The 15,770-nt window shown below is 56.4% G+C and carries 13 protein-coding genes; 11 read left to right on the top strand and 2 right to left on the bottom strand.

Annotated features, from left to right (window positions below):
- Nucleotides 1–14: 14 nt before the first annotated feature.
- Both yigL and IAE27_RS23520 read left to right on the top strand, forming a co-directional pair.
- Complete coding sequence (yigL, locus tag IAE27_RS23525; RefSeq protein WP_200092887.1) at nt 15–815, top strand: sugar/pyridoxal phosphate phosphatase YigL; 801 nt, start codon at nt 15–17, stop codon at nt 813–815.
- 88 nt (nt 816–903) lie between these two features.
- Nucleotides 904–1,803 (top strand): carboxylate/amino acid/amine transporter, encoded by a 900-nt coding sequence (locus IAE27_RS23520; protein WP_154023070.1) that lies wholly within the window; start codon nt 904–906, stop codon nt 1,801–1,803.
- Here IAE27_RS23520 and metR read toward each other — a convergent pair.
- Entirely contained in the window at nt 1,691–2,644 is a 954-nt protein-coding gene (gene metR / locus IAE27_RS23515; protein WP_004107703.1) for an HTH-type transcriptional regulator MetR, read from the bottom strand. The genes IAE27_RS23520 and metR overlap by 113 nt on opposite strands.
- A gap of 231 nt (nt 2,645–2,875) precedes the next feature.
- Here metR and metE point away from each other — a divergent pair, with 231 nt between their 5' ends.
- The 6 genes from metE to IAE27_RS23485 all read left to right on the top strand — a co-directional run bounded on the left by metE (nt 2,876) and on the right by IAE27_RS23485 (nt 11,503).
- Nucleotides 2,876–5,137, top strand: a complete 2,262-nt coding sequence (gene metE / locus IAE27_RS23510) for a 5-methyltetrahydropteroyltriglutamate--homocysteine S-methyltransferase (protein WP_200092886.1) — start codon at nt 2,876–2,878, stop codon at nt 5,135–5,137.
- Between the two features lie 298 nt (nt 5,138–5,435).
- A complete protein-coding gene (locus IAE27_RS23505; protein WP_032729265.1) occupies nt 5,436–6,851 on the top strand; it encodes a PTS transporter subunit EIIC in 1,416 nt (471 codons plus the stop codon).
- Nucleotides 6,852–6,873: 22 nt separating this feature from the next.
- Entirely contained in the window at nt 6,874–8,619 is a 1,746-nt protein-coding gene (locus IAE27_RS23500; protein WP_154023069.1) for a sulfatase, read from the top strand.
- A gap of 43 nt (nt 8,620–8,662) precedes the next feature.
- Nucleotides 8,663–9,385, top strand: coding sequence for a GntR family transcriptional regulator (locus IAE27_RS23495; protein WP_004107711.1), 723 nt, complete (start codon nt 8,663–8,665; stop codon nt 9,383–9,385).
- Between the two features lie 40 nt (nt 9,386–9,425).
- Nucleotides 9,426–10,718, top strand: coding sequence for an anaerobic sulfatase maturase (locus IAE27_RS23490; protein ID WP_023321880.1), 1,293 nt, complete (start codon nt 9,426–9,428; stop codon nt 10,716–10,718).
- 95 nt (nt 10,719–10,813) lie between these two features.
- Entirely contained in the window at nt 10,814–11,503 is a 690-nt protein-coding gene (locus IAE27_RS23485) for a transporter substrate-binding domain-containing protein (RefSeq protein WP_070555273.1), read from the top strand.
- A 3-nt stretch (nt 11,504–11,506) separates the two neighbouring features.
- On the opposite strand, the gene IAE27_RS23480 is transcribed toward IAE27_RS23485, so the two are convergent.
- A complete protein-coding gene (locus tag IAE27_RS23480) occupies nt 11,507–12,319 on the bottom strand; it encodes a dienelactone hydrolase family protein (RefSeq protein ID WP_004117059.1) in 813 nt (270 codons plus the stop codon).
- 266 nt (nt 12,320–12,585) lie between these two features.
- Between IAE27_RS23480 and udp the strand changes: the two genes are divergently transcribed.
- The 3 genes from udp (at nt 12,586) to ubiE (ending at nt 15,760) form a co-directional block, all read left to right on the top strand.
- Nucleotides 12,586–13,347, top strand: coding sequence for a uridine phosphorylase (udp, locus tag IAE27_RS23475; protein ID WP_004097583.1), 762 nt, complete (start codon nt 12,586–12,588; stop codon nt 13,345–13,347).
- A gap of 138 nt (nt 13,348–13,485) precedes the next feature.
- Nucleotides 13,486–14,934 (top strand): DNA recombination protein RmuC, encoded by a 1,449-nt coding sequence (gene rmuC, locus IAE27_RS23470; protein WP_115240080.1) that lies wholly within the window; start codon nt 13,486–13,488, stop codon nt 14,932–14,934.
- A gap of 70 nt (nt 14,935–15,004) precedes the next feature.
- Nucleotides 15,005–15,760: a bifunctional demethylmenaquinone methyltransferase/2-methoxy-6-polyprenyl-1,4-benzoquinol methylase UbiE gene (ubiE, locus tag IAE27_RS23465; protein ID WP_004107776.1), complete on the top strand. Its 756-nt coding sequence runs from the start codon at nt 15,005–15,007 to the stop codon at nt 15,758–15,760.
- Nucleotides 15,761–15,770 lie beyond the last annotated feature (10 nt).

Here is a 15,770-nt window from a genome sequence, read left to right as displayed (position 1 = left end):
AGGTTAAAATTTTTATGTACCAGGTTGTTGCGTCTGACTTAGATGGCACGCTGCTTTCTCCCGATCACTGCTTAACCCCCTACGCCAAAGAGACGCTGAAACTGCTTACCGCACGCGGTATCAATTTCGTGTTCGCGACCGGCCGCCACTACATCGATGTTGGGCAAATTCGCGATAATCTCGGCATTAAATCCTATATGATCACCTCTAACGGCGCCCGCGTACATGATAGCGACGGGAAGCAGATCTTCGCTCATAACCTTGATCGCGATATCGCCGCTGACCTGTTCGAGATGATGCGAAACGATCCGGCGATCGTAACCAACGTTTATCGTGAAGATGAGTGGTATATGAACCGCCACCGTCCGGAAGAGATGCGCTTCTTCAAAGAGGCAGTGTTTAACTACAAGCTGTACGAGCCGGGCGAGCTGGACCCGGAAGGGATCAGCAAAGTCTTTTTCACCTGCGATAAGCATGAGCATCTGCTGCCGCTGGAGCAGGCGATCAACGCCCGCTGGGGCGATCGGGTGAACGTGAGCTTCTCTACCGTTACCTGCCTCGAAGTGATGGCGGGCGGCGTGTCGAAAGGCCATGCGCTGGAGGCCGTGGCGAAAATGCTCGGCTATCGCCTGAAAGAGTGTATCGCCTTCGGCGACGGTATGAACGATGCGGAAATGCTGTCGATGGCGGGCAAGGGCTGCATTATGGCCAACGCGCACCAGCGGCTGAAAGACCTGCATCCTGAGCTGGAAGTGATTGGCAGTAACGTCGACGACGCCGTTCCCCACTACCTGCGTAAACTCTATCTTGACTAAAAAAGATTGACGATTGTTTAATTAATGAGCAGTCGTCAACCTGTCACTTCGCTACAATGAGTGTTCTTTACTCTATGAGACATTCATTGTGGCGCTACTGATTATCACCACCATTCTGTGGGCCTTCTCTTTTAGCCTCTATGGCGAATACCTTGCAGGTCACGTCGACAGTTATTTCGCGGTGCTGGCGCGCGTTGGTCTGGCGGCGCTGGTCTTTTTACCTTTCCTGCGCACCCGCGGGCAAAGCCTGTCCACCATCGGCCTGTATATGCTGGTGGGGGCGATGCAGCTCGGCATTATGTATATGTTGAGTTTCCAGGCCTATCTGTACCTGACGGTATCTGAACTCCTGCTGTTTACCGTCCTGACGCCGCTCTATATCACGCTGATTTATGATGTAATGAGCCGCCGCCGCCTGCGCTGGGGCTACGCCTGCAGCGCGCTGCTGGCGGTGATAGGCGCGGGTATTATTCGCTACGACCAGGTGACAAATCATTTCTGGACCGGTTTGATCCTGGTGCAGCTCTCCAATATCAGCTTCGCGATTGGCATGGTGGGCTACAAGCGCTTGATGGAAACGCGTCCGATGCCGCAGCATAATGCCTTCGCTTGGTTCTATGTCGGGGCGTTTCTGGTGGCGGCGGTTGCCTGGCCGATACTGGGCAATGCGCAGAAAATGCCGGAAACTTCTCTACAGTGGGGCATTCTGGTGTTCCTTGGCGTGGCGGCATCGGGGATCGGCTACTTCATGTGGAACTACGGCGCCACCCAGGTGGATGCCGGTACGCTCGGCATCATGAACAATATGCATGTACCTGCCGGGCTGCTGGTGAATCTTGCTATCTGGCAGGAGCAGCCCCGTTGGCCAAGTTTTATTACGGGAGCTCTGGTGATCCTGGCCTCGCTGTGGGTCCATCGACGCTGGGTCGCTCCGCACTCCGCACAAACGGTAAATGGTCGCAAGCGTGGTTCCGCGCTGAGCGAATAAACGCCTCGGTCACCGGCTGGCGCTGTTCGCCGTCGCGTACCGCGGCGTATAGCCGGCTCCACAGTCCCTCGCCCAGGGTTTTGGTCACCACCAGACCCTGGCGCTCAAAGCTTTCCACAACCCAGTGCGGCAGGGCGGCGATGCCCATCCGCGCCGCCACCATCTGAATTAACAGCAGCGTATTGTCGACGCTCTTCAGCTGCGGGCTGATCCCCGCAGGCTGCAGGAAGTGACGCCAGATATCCAGACGAGCGCGCTGGACCGGGTAAATCAGCAGCATCTCGGTTGCTAAATCCTCAGGCGCAATGCGCGTCTTTGTCGCCAGCGGATGATCCGGCGCCATCACCAGACGCACTTCGAAATCAAACATTGGCGAATAGTGCAGACCGCTGCGCGGCAGGATATCGGAGGTCATGACCAGATCCAGCTCGCCCTGCTGCAGGCCCGGCTGCGGGTCGAAGATCACGCCGGACTGAAAGTCCACTTCCACATGCGGCCAGCGGGCGCGGAAGCTCTCCAGCGCCGGCGTGAGCCATTGAATACAGCTATGGCATTCGATGGCGATACGCAGACGAGTTTGCTGCGGCTCATTGCAATCCTGCAGGGCGCGGCTGATTTGCGGCAGCACCTGGTTGGCCAGCTGGAGCAGGATTTCACCCTGCGGCGTAAAGCGCAGCGGCTGACTTTTACGCACAAACAGACGGAAGCCAAGGCGCTGTTCCAGATCGCTGAACTGGTGGGACAAGGCGGATTGAGTCTGGTGCAGGGCCGCTGCTGCGCCTGCCAGCGAACCGCTGTTCCGCAACGCCTGGAGCGTTTTCAGGTGTTTAATTTCGATCATGAAAGTCCTTCACTTCGCCATGAATAATTTGCGCTTGAGGAATATACAGTAACTGCCAATTATGGATGTGTAAACATCTGGACGGCTAAATCCTTTATCTTTCGAATTTATGGTGCGTTGGCTGCACTTCCTCACCCCAGTCACTTACTTCAGTAAGCTCCTGGGGATGAGCAAGTTTGCCGCCTTCCCTAAATCCGAAATCCTTCGGATTGCAATTATGAGGCTCAAAAAATGACAATTATTAATCACACCCTCGGTTTCCCTCGCGTTGGCCTGCGTCGCGAGCTGAAGAAAGCGCAAGAAAGCTATTGGGCGGGCAATATCAGCCGCGAAGAACTGCTGGCCGTTGGCCGGGAACTGCGCGCTCGCCACTGGGAACAGCAAAAGCAGGCGGGCGTTGATCTGCTGCCGGTTGGCGATTTCGCCTGGTACGACCATGTTCTGACCACCAGCCTGTGGCTTGGCAACGTGCCGGCTCGTCATCAGAACAAAGACGGCTCCGTCGATATCGATACTCTGTTTCGCATGGGTCGCGGCCGCGCGCCGACCGGCGAACCGGCCGCGGCGGCGGAAATGACCAAATGGTTTAACACCAACTACCACTACATGGTGCCGGAATTCGTGAAGGGCCAGCAGTTCAAACTGAGCTGGAACCAGCTGTTGGATGAGGTGGACGAAGCGCTGGCGCTGGGCCACAAAGTGAAGCCCGTCGTGCTTGGGCCAGTCACCTATCTGTGGCTTGGTAAGGTGAAAGGCGAGTCGTTCGATCGTCTGAACCTGCTGCACGATATTCTGCCGGTTTACCAGCAGGTGCTGGCGGAGCTGGCAAAACGAGGCATTGAGTGGGTGCAGATTGATGAACCGGCGCTGGTGCTCGAGCTGCCGCAGACGTGGCTGGACGCTTTCAAACCGGCTTATGAGGCGCTTAATGGCCAGATTAAGCTACTGTTGACCACCTACTTTGAAGGCATTACCGATAACCTCGACACCATTACCGCGCTGCCGGTGCAGGGTTTGCATGTGGATCTGGTCCATGGCCAGGATGATGTCGCCGAACTGCATAAGCGCCTGCCTGCCGACTGGCTGCTCTCCGCGGGCCTGATCAACGGTCGCAACGTCTGGCGCGCCGATCTGAGCGAAAAATACGCGCAGGTTAAAGGGATTGTCGGCAAACGCGAGCTGTGGGTCGCCTCTTCCTGCTCCCTGCTGCACAGCCCGATCGATTTGAGCGTGGAAACGCGGCTTGATGCCGAAGTGAAGAGCTGGTTTGCCTTCGCCCTGCAAAAATGCCAGGAACTGGCGCTGCTGCGCGATGCGCTGAACAGCGGCGACACCGCTGCGATTGCTGACTGGAGCGCACCGATCCGGGCCCGTCGCTATTCAACCCGCGTGCATAACGCGGCGGTAGAGAAGCGTCTGGCAGCCATAACCGCTCAGGACAGTCAGCGTCAAAGCGGCTACGAAGTTCGCGCCGAAGCGCAGCGCGCCCGCTTTAAGCTGCCGGCCTGGCCGACCACCACCATCGGTTCTTTCCCGCAGACTCCCGAGATCCGCGGCCTGCGTCTGGACTTCAAAAAAGGCCATCTCGACGCTAACCGCTACCGCACCGGCATCGCTGAACACATCAAGCAGGCGATCGTCGAGCAGGAGCGGCTGGGGCTGGACGTGCTGGTACACGGTGAGGCCGAACGTAACGACATGGTGGAATATTTTGGCGAACATCTGGACGGCTTTATCTTCACCCAGAACGGCTGGGTACAGAGCTACGGTTCCCGCTGCGTTAAGCCGCCGGTGGTGATTGGCGACGTCAGCCGTCCGGAGGCGATCACCGTCGAGTGGGCAAAATACGCACAGTCGCTGACCGACAAACCGGTAAAAGGCATGCTGACCGGTCCTGTGACCATTCTTTGCTGGTCCTTCCCGCGCGAGGACGTCAGCCGTGAAACGATTGCGAAGCAGATTGCCCTGGCGCTGCGTGACGAAGTGGCGGATCTGGAAGCCGCCGGTATCGGCATCATCCAGATTGACGAACCGGCGCTGCGCGAAGGGCTACCGCTGAAACGTAGCGACTGGGAGGACTATCTGGCGTGGGGTGTGGAAGCTTTTCGCATCAATGCCGCGGCGGCGAAAGATGACACCCAGATCCATACCCATATGTGCTATTGCGAGTTCAACGACATCATGGACTCTATCGCCGCGCTGGATGCGGACGTGATTACCATCGAAACCTCGCGCTCTGATATGGAGCTGCTGGAGTCGTTTGAAGAGTTCGACTATCCGAATGAGATCGGGCCGGGGGTGTACGATATTCACTCGCCGAACGTCCCAGGCGTGGAGTGGATCGAGGCGTTGCTGAAGAAAGCCGCGCAGCGCATCCCGGCAGAGCGCCTGTGGGTAAACCCGGACTGCGGCCTGAAAACCCGCGGCTGGGCGGAAACCCGTGCTGCGCTGGCCAACATGGTTAAAGCCGCGCAGAACCTGCGTCAGGCATAGTATAACCACGCTTTCCGGCGTCCGGATGACAGCATAATAACCCCTGAGCCACTCAGTGCTCTTTCCCCCGGTGGGGGGCTACGGATCGCCGCCTGCGGGCCGGTAGCCCGAGTAAGCACAGCGCAACCCGGCGAATGTGCTTATCCTGACCACTCTCTGCTCAAGGAGGCTTCGGCCTCCTTTTTTGTTCTTCCCTGCCAAAAATCGATCGCTGGTGCGCCTTTATGACGATCCTCACAAACATAATAACATTATATTGTTATAACAATTGCCAGTAAAATAATAAAGGAACCTCTGTATGGACTACAACCAGGTGGCAAACGCGATTGTGGGGCACTGTGGCGGCTTAGCTAATTTTCTGCATGTGACCAACTGTATGACGCGCGTACGAATGACGATAAGCGATCAAACACGAGTCAATATCGCCGCGCTTAAAAGCATTGAAGGCGTACTCGGGGTCGTTGAGGACGATACCCTGCAGGTTATTGTCGGGCCGGGAAAATCGTCGAAGGTCGCAAATGTGATTAACGATCTGCTTAAGGGCCAGCCTGCGGACGCTACTCCGTTAAGCAACGTTGAGCAAAAAGCTCAGCTGGCGCGGGAAAAGGCGAAAAAACAGACCCGCACCAAAGTTATCCTTAAGCATATTGCCAATATTTTTGTGCCGATCCTGCCATCGTTGATTGCCGCCGGTATCCTGATGGGAATTAATAACGTGCTGGTGAACTCAGCCGCTTCCTGGGCGCTGGCGCATCATGTGGCGGCGCCGGGAGACCTGTCGCCTACCCAGGTGGTGCTCGATCAACGGCATATGCTCGGCATCAGCCAGTTCCTTGATATCGTCTCTAAAGCGCTGTTCGGCTTCCTCGCCATTTATACCGGCGTGACGGCGGCGAAGGAGTTTGACGGAAACGCGGTGATGGGCGGCCTGCTGGGGGCGATCACCATCGTGCCGCAGATTACCGCGCTGGGGCTGATCCCGGGGCAGGGCGGGCTGATTGGCGTCATTCTTTGCGCCTGGCTAATGTGCCTGCTGGAAAAACGGGTGCGGCGCTTTGTCCCGGATATTGTTGATGTTGTGGTCACGCCAACTATCGTGTTGGTGGTGATGGCAGCGGCGCTGCTGCTGGTGATTATGCCCGTGGCGGGCGTCATTTCTAACGGTATTCTGCACGGGCTAAACGGCCTGCTCTCTACCGGCGGCATTGCGGCTGGGTTTGTCCTCTCCGCGCTTTTCCCCTTCCTGATTTCGCTTGGTCTGCATCACGGCCTGTTCCCTATTCATCTGGAGATGATTAACGCGACCGGCCACGCGCCGCTTTTTGCCATCCAGATTATGTCCAACGCCGGGATGGTGGGTGCCGCGACGGCGGTGCTGCTGCTGACGCGCGACCCGATGATGAAGAAAATCGCTAAAGGGGCGATCCCGACCTCTATTCTGGCGGTGGGTGAACCGACCATTTTCGGCGTCAATATTCCGGCAGGATTTGCCTTTATAACCGGCTCCATCGGCGCTGGTTTCGGCGGAATGATGGTGGTGCTGCTGGGCGTCTCAACCAACGGCGTTGGCGCCGCCGGGCTGTCCGCGCTGCCGCTCATCGCCGACGGCAAATATTTGCAGTACATCATCTCATGGTTAACCGGCTGCGCTGCAGCCTTCGTGCTGACCTATATCGTCGGCAAAGTACGCGGTTACGATAAAGAAACGGCGTGAAGGAAGAGTGAAGGAGTAAAGCATGAAAGCGATAATGTTGATGTTTGATTCGCTGAATAAGCGCCTGCTGTCGGCCTACGGCAGCGACAGGGCGATCACGCCGAATTTCCAGCGGCTGAGGGAGCGTACGGTTCGTTTTGACAACGGCTATGTCGGCAGCATGCCCTGCATGCCCGCACGCCGGGAGCTGCATACCGGACGCTATAACTTTTTACATCGCGGCTGGTCGCCAATCGAGCCGTTCGATGATTCGGTTCCCGAGCTGCTGAAGAAGAACGGTATTCACACCCACCTGGTGACGGATCACAAACACTACTGGCGCGACGGCGGAGCGACCTATCACTCTCGCTACAGCACCTACGAGTTTGTGCGCGGTCAGGAGGGCGATGCCTGGAAAGGGGTGGTGGATAAGCCGCAATATCGCTACGAATCCGGCGAGCCGGAGGAGATCAAACAGCGGCGGATCGCCAGCCGGATTCAGCATCAGATCAACGTGCAGTTTATGCAGAACGAAGAGGATCATCATCTGGCGAAGACGATCGGCAAAGGGCTGGGTTTTATCGACGCCAACCATGCCAGCGATAACTGGTTTCTGCAGCTGGAATGTTTCGACCCGCATGAGCCGTTTTTCGTGCCGGAAAAATATCTCAAGATGTACGGCATTGACGATCCTGCGCAGTTCGACGGCTGGCCGCCTTACTACTTCGTCACCGAAAGCGACGAACGCAAGAGCATGATCCAGAAATACTATATGGCGCTGCTGACGATGGTGGATGCGTACGTCGGTAAGGTGCTGGACTATATGGATCGTTACGATCTCTGGCGCGACACGATGCTGATCGTCAACACCGACCACGGTTTTTTGCTCGGCGAGCACGAGTGGTGGGGGAAAAATATTATGCCGCTGTATAACGAAGTGGCAAATATTCCGCTGTTTATCTGGCATCCGCAGTATGGCGGCGCGGGCGAGTCTCGTCAGGCGCTGGCGCAGACCATCGATATCGCCGCGACGCTGCTGGATTGTTTTGGCCTGAATAAACCGGCGGATATGCAGGGCGTGTCGCTGCTGCCCGCGCTGCGCGACGATACCCCTGTCCGCGACTATGCTCTGTTTGGCTATCACGGTTGCCATATTAATATTACCGATGGTCGCTACGTCTATATGCGCTCGCCCGTTGAGCAAGGCGTCGATGGCCTGTTCGAATACACCCTGATGCCGACCCGTATCAATCGTCGCTTCACGCCGCAGGAGCTGCGCGAAACGACGCTGCATCCGCCGTTTCGCTTTACCAAGGGCTGTCCGGTAATGAAAATTCCCGCTGAGTCGGTGATGACCCGCGGCGCCGATCGCTTCGGTCATCGACTATATGATTTACACACCGATCCGACGCAGCAAACCCAGTGCCGGGATGAACACGCGGCGCGGCGGCTGCGGGAGCAGATGATCTGCATGATGAAGGAGAACGATGCGCCCGCTGAGCTGTACGCGCGCTATGGCCTGGATGATGCGCAAAGCCCGCTGCTGGGGCTGGATCCGCATCTGCTACCGGAGCTGGCCGCCTTTACGCCGCAGGTGCGCTACGGCCTGTTTGCGCTACTGCAGCATCTTGAGGGCAGCGGGCAGCATGTTCTGGCTGACAAACTGCGGGCCACCTGTCAGCCGGACTGGGCGCGGCAAAATTTGTGGGCTTTCGTGCAGAACGAGGTTCCGGAGGAGCAGCATCAGAGCGTGTACTATAAGATGGCGTTAGAAATGCGACTTGATTAAGGGGTACCCCCGGCTGCGGCCGGGGAACAGGAGTGCGAAGTTAATGAAAGAAGAACTGGACTATTCTCGCGGCGCGAAACCATTGTACGCCCAGCTTCACGATATCCTGCTGGAAAAGCTGAGAACCGGGGCCTACAAAAAGAATGATGTCCTGCCGACCGAAGCCGAGTTTGAAGAGCTGTTCGGCGTCAGCCGCATCACCGCCCGGCGCGCGCTGGCCGAGCTGGCCGCGAAAGGGCTGGTAAAACGCCAGGCTGGAATCGGCACTATGGTTATCAGCACCTCAGAGAAACAGGGCGTCAAAACCCGTATCCGGCTGGTTGATGGCCAGCAGCAGCACTCTATTTCGCGACATAATCTGACACTCGAGCAGCTGTTGCCGCCGGCGGAAGTGGCGCAGGCCTTCGCTCTCCCGGCGGGGCAGAAAATTCAGCGTCTCACCCGCACGATCTATCGACAAAATGAACTGCCCGCGCAGGTAAACTATATCTGGCTGACGCCGCGTCTGGGCGAGCTGACTTTAGACGCGTTTAAAGAAGGTTTGTATAGTGCGCTGGAACAGCGCGGCGAGAATATTGACAGCTATAAAGACACCATTACCGCCGAGCTGCCGACGGCCCAGGACTGCGACATTCTGCAGGTTGCCGCAGGCGAGCCGCTGCTGGTGAAGACTCGCCAGGGATTTAACGATCGCGGCGAGCTGGTGGAATATACCATCGCCCGCCATATCGCCAGCTGCTATCAGTACATTGTAGAGAACAGTTAATGGCAGCATTTACCGGGCCATCAAATCTGGGGAAATTAGCATGATTCATGGCTGCCACGTGATGGCAAAGCCGAGCGGCTCGGTGTGTAACATCGATTGCACCTACTGCTTTTATCTGGAAAAAGAAGCGCTTTATCCGGAACGGAATAAAAACTGGCGCATGTCCGATGAGACGCTGGAAAACTATATTCGCCAGCATATTGCCGCCCAGTCCGGCGATGCGGTGACCTTTGCCTGGCAGGGCGGCGAGCCGACCATGATGGGGCTGCCGTTTTTTCGCCGGGTCGTTGAGCTGTGCGGCCAGTACGCCAACGGTAAGAAGATAGAACATGCGCTGCAAACTAACGGCGTCCTGGTGGACGAAGAGTGGGCGCGTTTTTTTGCCGAACAGGGTTTTCTGGTGGGTTTGTCGATAGACGGCCCGGCGCATCTGCATAACCAGTACCGCGTTAACCGCGCCGGAAAGGGTACCCACGAAAAGGTTGTTGCGGCGATGGCGCTGCTGAAGGCGCATAACGTCGAGTTCAATACCCTGACCGTCGTCGGCAAGCATAACGTCGATCATGCCCGTGAAGTGTATGATTTCCTGCTGGCGGCCGGTTCGCGCTATATGCAGTTTATCCCGCTGGTCGAACGGATGAGCAGCGACGCCTCGGCGCCGCTCCAGCTGGTGCTCCCGGGTGAGAGCGCGGCGCGGCTGGCGCCCTGGACGGTACCCTCCTGGCAGTTCGGCGAGTTTCTTAACCAAATTTTCGATATCTGGGTGCGTCGCGACGTCGATCGCGTCTACGTGCAGATGTTTGACGTTGCCCTGGCGGCATGGACCGGTCAGCCGCCGGTGCTTTGCGTACATTCGCCAACCTGCGGGCATGCTTTTGCGCTGGAATCGAACGGCGATCTGTATAACTGCGATCACTTTGTTTATCCGGAGCATAAGCTGGGTAATATTCATCAGCAGAGCATCCGCGAGCTGAATAATAGCGAGCAGGCCATCGCTTTTGGTCAGGCAAAACAAGAGACGCTAACGGCGGATTGCCGCAGCTGCGAGTTTCGCTTTGCCTGCCACGGCGGTTGTCCGAAACATCGCTTCGCCGTTTCCCCGAGCGGTCGCCCCGGCCATAGCTACCTGTGCGCAGGCTACCAGCACTTTTTCAAACACGTGACGCCGTATATGAACGTCTGGCGGCAGCTTCTGGAAAACGGTTATCCGCTCCCGGCCATGATGCAGTGGCTGGCGCAAGAAGAGCAGCAGCCGAAAACGGCTTCCCGCAACGATCCTTGCCCCTGCGGCAGCGGACGTAAATATAAAAAATGCTGCGGCGCGCAGCATTGATATGCTTAAAGTAATACGTCAAAGCCCTGGCGCTGGAGATGGCCAGAGTTAATCATTTACTGAATGGGTCTACTGTCACTCTTCGGAGATGAATGATGATTGAACGCCACGAGCAAAAGAAGTATTTACGTTTTGCCATTAATCTGGGCAACCCGGTTCTTACGATACTGTCGCCAGATGGATCGCCGGGGGGGATAACCGTCGAACTGGCAAAGAAACTGGCGACTGAGAGCCAGCGTGAAGCGCGGTTGGTGACCTGGCCAACGGCCGGGCAGGTCGTGGATGCGGCGCTGATGGATCAATGGGATATCGCTTTTCTGGCTATCGACCCGGCGAGGGAAGATAAGCTTCGCTTTACGCCCTCCTACATCACGATCGAGAGTTCGCTGATGGTTAAAAAAGAGAGCAAGATTCAATCGGTTCAGGAGATGGACCGCGAAGGTTCAGTAATCAACGTGGGCAAAGGTGCGGCCTACGAGCTGTATCTGATTCGCACGCTGAAACATGCGACGCTGCGCCAATATGCCACTTCGCAGGATGCTATACAGGCGTTCATCAACGGCGAAGGTGATATGGTGGCCGGTATTCGTCAGCCTCTGGAGAAAGCCGAGCGGGATAATCCACAGTTTCGCGTTTTACCCGATAGTTTTAGCCAGATACATCAGGCGATATGCGTGCCGCGCAATGCGACACAGCACTATGAATTTATTTGCCGCTGCCTTTCTTCATGGATAGCGGACGGGACTATTGCCGGGATGGTGAGTCACCATATCGGCAATAGTTGATTTTTACCCCCGCTTACCGCCGTACTGCGCAAACCACGCCAGCATTCGCTGCCAGCCGTCTTTCGCCGACTCTTCATGATAGCTGGCGCGATAGTCGGCATTAAAAGCGTGGCCGGCCTGCGGATAAACCACAATTTCCGCCGTGGCGTTGGCCGCCCGTAGCGCCTGGCGCATGGTTTCTACCGTATCCTGTGGGATGCTGTCATCTTTTGCGCCATACAGCCCTAAAACCGGCGCATTCAGATCGACGGCGACATCGACCGGATGCTTCGGCGAATTAAGCGTTTTTTCGCCGACCAGCTTGCCGTACCAGGCGACGGCGGCTTTTAGCTGCGGGTTATGCGCAGCGTACAGCCAGGTGATACGCCCGCCCCAGCAGAAACCGGTAATGAGCAGACGGTGGGCGTCGCCGCCGTGGCGGTAGGCCCAGCTGGCCACGTGATCGAGGTCGGCCAGCACCTGAGAATCCGGCACCTTTGTGACCAGTCCCTGGAACAGAGAAGGAATGTCGCTGTAATCGTTAGGATCGCCCTGGCGGAAATACAGCTCCGGTGCGATAGCCAGATACCCCTCCTTAGCCAGGCGGCGGCAGATATCGCGGATATGTTCATGCACGCCGAAAATTTCCTGAACCACGATAACCACCGGCAGCGAACCGTCGACGCTGCGCGGGCGGGCATGGAATGCCGGCATGTTATCTCCCTGCGAAGGGATGGATGTCTCCCCGGACACGATGTTCTCATCTGATGTGTGAACGGCAGTTGAGGCGTGCGGCGTGGCTGCAGGTGCAAAGCCGGTTGGCTTGATTGTCGTCATGGTATTCTCCGTACCCTCAATTATTAGCGCATCAATAACTATAGCTGCTCTGGACAGGACGTTAACCAAACACAGTGCCCGAAACCGGCTATCTTTTGTTCAGGGTTCTGAGATTTAGCTTGTTAATGTGATGTATATCACTATTTTATGGAAAGTTATTGCAATGAATTTCATTCATGGTGATTGGTATCACAAAACTGAACCAGCAGCTTCTGTAAAGTACCGTTTTGCTTCTGCTGATAATTCGACCCACAGAGGAGTTTTTTATGTCCAAGTCTGATGTTTTTCATCTCGGCCTCACCAAAAACGATTTACAAGGGGCTACGCTGGCTATCGTCCCTGGCGATCCGGAGCGTGTGGAAAAGATCGCCGCGCTGATGGATAAGCCGGTTAAGCTGGCATCTCACCGTGAATTCACCACCTGGCGCGCCGAGCTGGATGGTAAAGCAGTGATTGTCTGCTCTACCGGTATCGGCGGCCCATCGACCTCTATCGCCGTGGAAGAACTGGCCCAGCTCGGCATCCGTACCTTCCTGCGTATTGGTACCACCGGCGCCATTCAGCCGCACATTAACGTAGGTGATGTTCTGGTGACCACCGCTTCTGTCCGCCTGGACGGTGCAAGCCTGCACTTTGCGCCGATGGAGTTCCCGGCGGTGGCTGATTTTGAATGTACTACCGCGCTGGTTGAGGCGGCGAAGTCTATTGGCGCGACCACCCATATCGGCGTGACCGCTTCTTCCGACACCTTCTATCCGGGCCAGGAACGTTACGATACCTTCTCCGGCCGCGTCGTTAGCCGCTTTAAAGGCTCGATGGAAGAGTGGCAGGCGATGGGCGTAATGAACTATGAAATGGAATCCGCCACTCTGCTGACCATGTGCGCCAGCCAGGGCCTGCGCGCCGGAATGGTTGCCGGGGTTATCGTCAACCGTACCCAGCAGGAGATTCCGAACGCGGAAACCATGAAGCAAACCGAAAGCCACGCGGTGAAAATTGTCGTGGAAGCGGCGCGCCGCCTGCTGTAATTATTCTCTCTTCGTAGAAGGGTCGGATTCTCCGGCCCTTCTTTTTTGCGTAGCGCCTCGCAGGAAAACCCTTTCAAACTGGACGTTTGTACAGCACAATTCTATTTTGTGCCGTAAGTCGTTGCCGCAGGGGGCGTTGTGGATATCTCAATTATTATTAGTGCCGTCGTGGCGCTGGCCGTGGGGCTGATTGTCGGCTGGCTGGCGACCAAAGCGCACGCCGATCAAATTCGCGCCGATCTCATCGAAGAGCGGCGCGAGCTGGATATTGAGCTGAGCGCCACCCGCCAACGGCTGGTACAGGAGTCTCACTGGCGCGAAGAGTGTGAACTGCTGAATAACGAGCTGCGCAGCCTGCGCGAAATCAACGCCTCGCTGGAAGCTGACCTCCGCGAAGTGACCACTCGTCTTGAATCCACTCAGCTGCATGCGGAAGACAAAATCCGCCAGATGGTTAACAGCGAGCAGCGGCTTAGCGAGCAGTTTGAGAATCTGGCGAACCGTATTTTTGAGCACAGTAATCGCCGGGTAGATGAGCAGAACCGCCAGAGCCTGCATGGTCTGCTGACGCCGCTGCGCGAACAGCTGGATGGCTTTCGTCGGCAGGTGCAGGATAGCTTTGGCCAGGAAGCGCGGGAGCGTCACACCCTGGCCCATGAAATCCGCAATCTTCAGCAGCTAAATGCGCAGATGGCCCAGGAAGCGCTAAATCTGACCCGCGCGCTAAAAGGCGATAACAAAACTCAGGGCAACTGGGGCGAGGTGGTGTTGACCCGCGTACTGGAAGCATCGGGGCTGCGGGAAGGCCATGAATATCAAACTCAGGTGAGCATCGAAACGGAAAACCGCGCGCGGATGCAGCCTGATGTGATCGTCCGTTTGCCGCAGGGAAAGGATGTGGTCATCGATGCCAAAATGACCCTGGTGGCCTATGAGCGTTACTTCAACGCTGACGATGATTACACCCGAGAAGCGGCGCTGCAGGAGCATATTGCTTCCGTACGCAACCATATGCGCCTGCTGGGACGCAAAGATTATCAGCAGTTGCCTGGTCTGCGCTCGCTTGACTATGTTCTGATGTTTATCCCGGTGGAACCGGCCTTCCTGCTGGCAATCGATCGCCAGCCGGAACTCATTAGCGAAGCGCTGAAAAACAACATCATGCTGGTGAGCCCGACCACGCTGCTGGTGGCGCTGCGGACCATCGCCAATCTCTGGCGCTATGAACATCAGAGCCGTAACGCGCAGAAAATTGCCGAAAGAGCGGGGCGGCTGTATGACAAGATGCGTCTGTTTGTTGACGATATGTCGGCCATTGGCCAGAGCCTGGATAAAGCCCAGGATAACTACCGTCAGGCGATGAAAAAGCTCGCCTCCGGGCGCGGTAACCTGCTGGTACAGGCGGAGTCATTTCGCGGGCTGGGGGTGGAGGTTAAACGTGGGATTAATCCTGACTTAGTCGAACAGGCAGCCGCGCAGGATGAAGAATACTTCCTTACAGATGACGGTAACGCGCAGGAAGATAAAGACTTTTCTGCCGATAAGGCCGTTGCCGCTGCGTATGAGAACCCTCCCCAGCCGCGTTGAAGCGTATGGGAAGTGCGCTAAACCTGTTACACTCAACGAACATTTTCTTGATAAGTAAGCAGGCATAGAGATGGTTGAGGATTCACAAGAAACGACGCATTTTGGCTTTCAGACTGTCGCCAAAGAGCAGAAAGCTGACATGGTGGCGCATGTATTTCATTCTGTGGCCGCAAAATATGACGTAATGAACGATCTGATGTCGTTCGGTATTCATCGTTTGTGGAAGCGTTTCACCATCGACTGCAGCGGCGTCCGCCGTGGGCAAACCGTGTTGGATCTGGCCGGAGGAACCGGCGATCTGACGGCGAAATTTTCTCGCCTGGTCGGCGAAACCGGCCGCGTGATGCTGGCGGATATCAACGACTCTATGCTGAAAATGGGCCGTGAAAAGCTGCGCAATATCGGCATTGTCGGCAACGTGGAATACGTCCAGGCGAACGCCGAAGCGCTACCTTTTGCGGACAACACCTTTGACTGCATTACGATTTCTTTCGGTCTGCGTAACGTGACGGATAAAGAAAAAGCGCTGCGCTCTATGTACCGCGTATTAAAGCCGGGTGGCCGTCTGCTGGTGCTGGAATTCTCAAAACCGATTATTGAGCCGCTTAGCAAAGCCTACGACGCCTATTCCTTCCATATCCTGCCGCGCGTAGGCGAGCTGGTTGCGAAAGACGCCGAAAGCTATCGTTATCTTGCTGAATCTATTCGAATGCATCCCGATCAGGACACGCTGAAAGGCATGATGCAGGATGCAGGATTTGAAAACGTCGACTACTACAACCTCACGGCAGGCATCGTTGCGCTACACCGCGGTTATAAGTTCTGACAGGAGGGAC

Origin of the sequence: Klebsiella sp. S69, assembly GCF_016516145.1 — a bacterium.
Lineage (GTDB): Bacteria > Pseudomonadota > Gammaproteobacteria > Enterobacterales > Enterobacteriaceae > Klebsiella > Klebsiella oxytoca.
The sequence above is the reverse complement of the archived record's forward strand: the minus strand, read 5'-3'. Positions and strand labels throughout refer to the sequence as shown.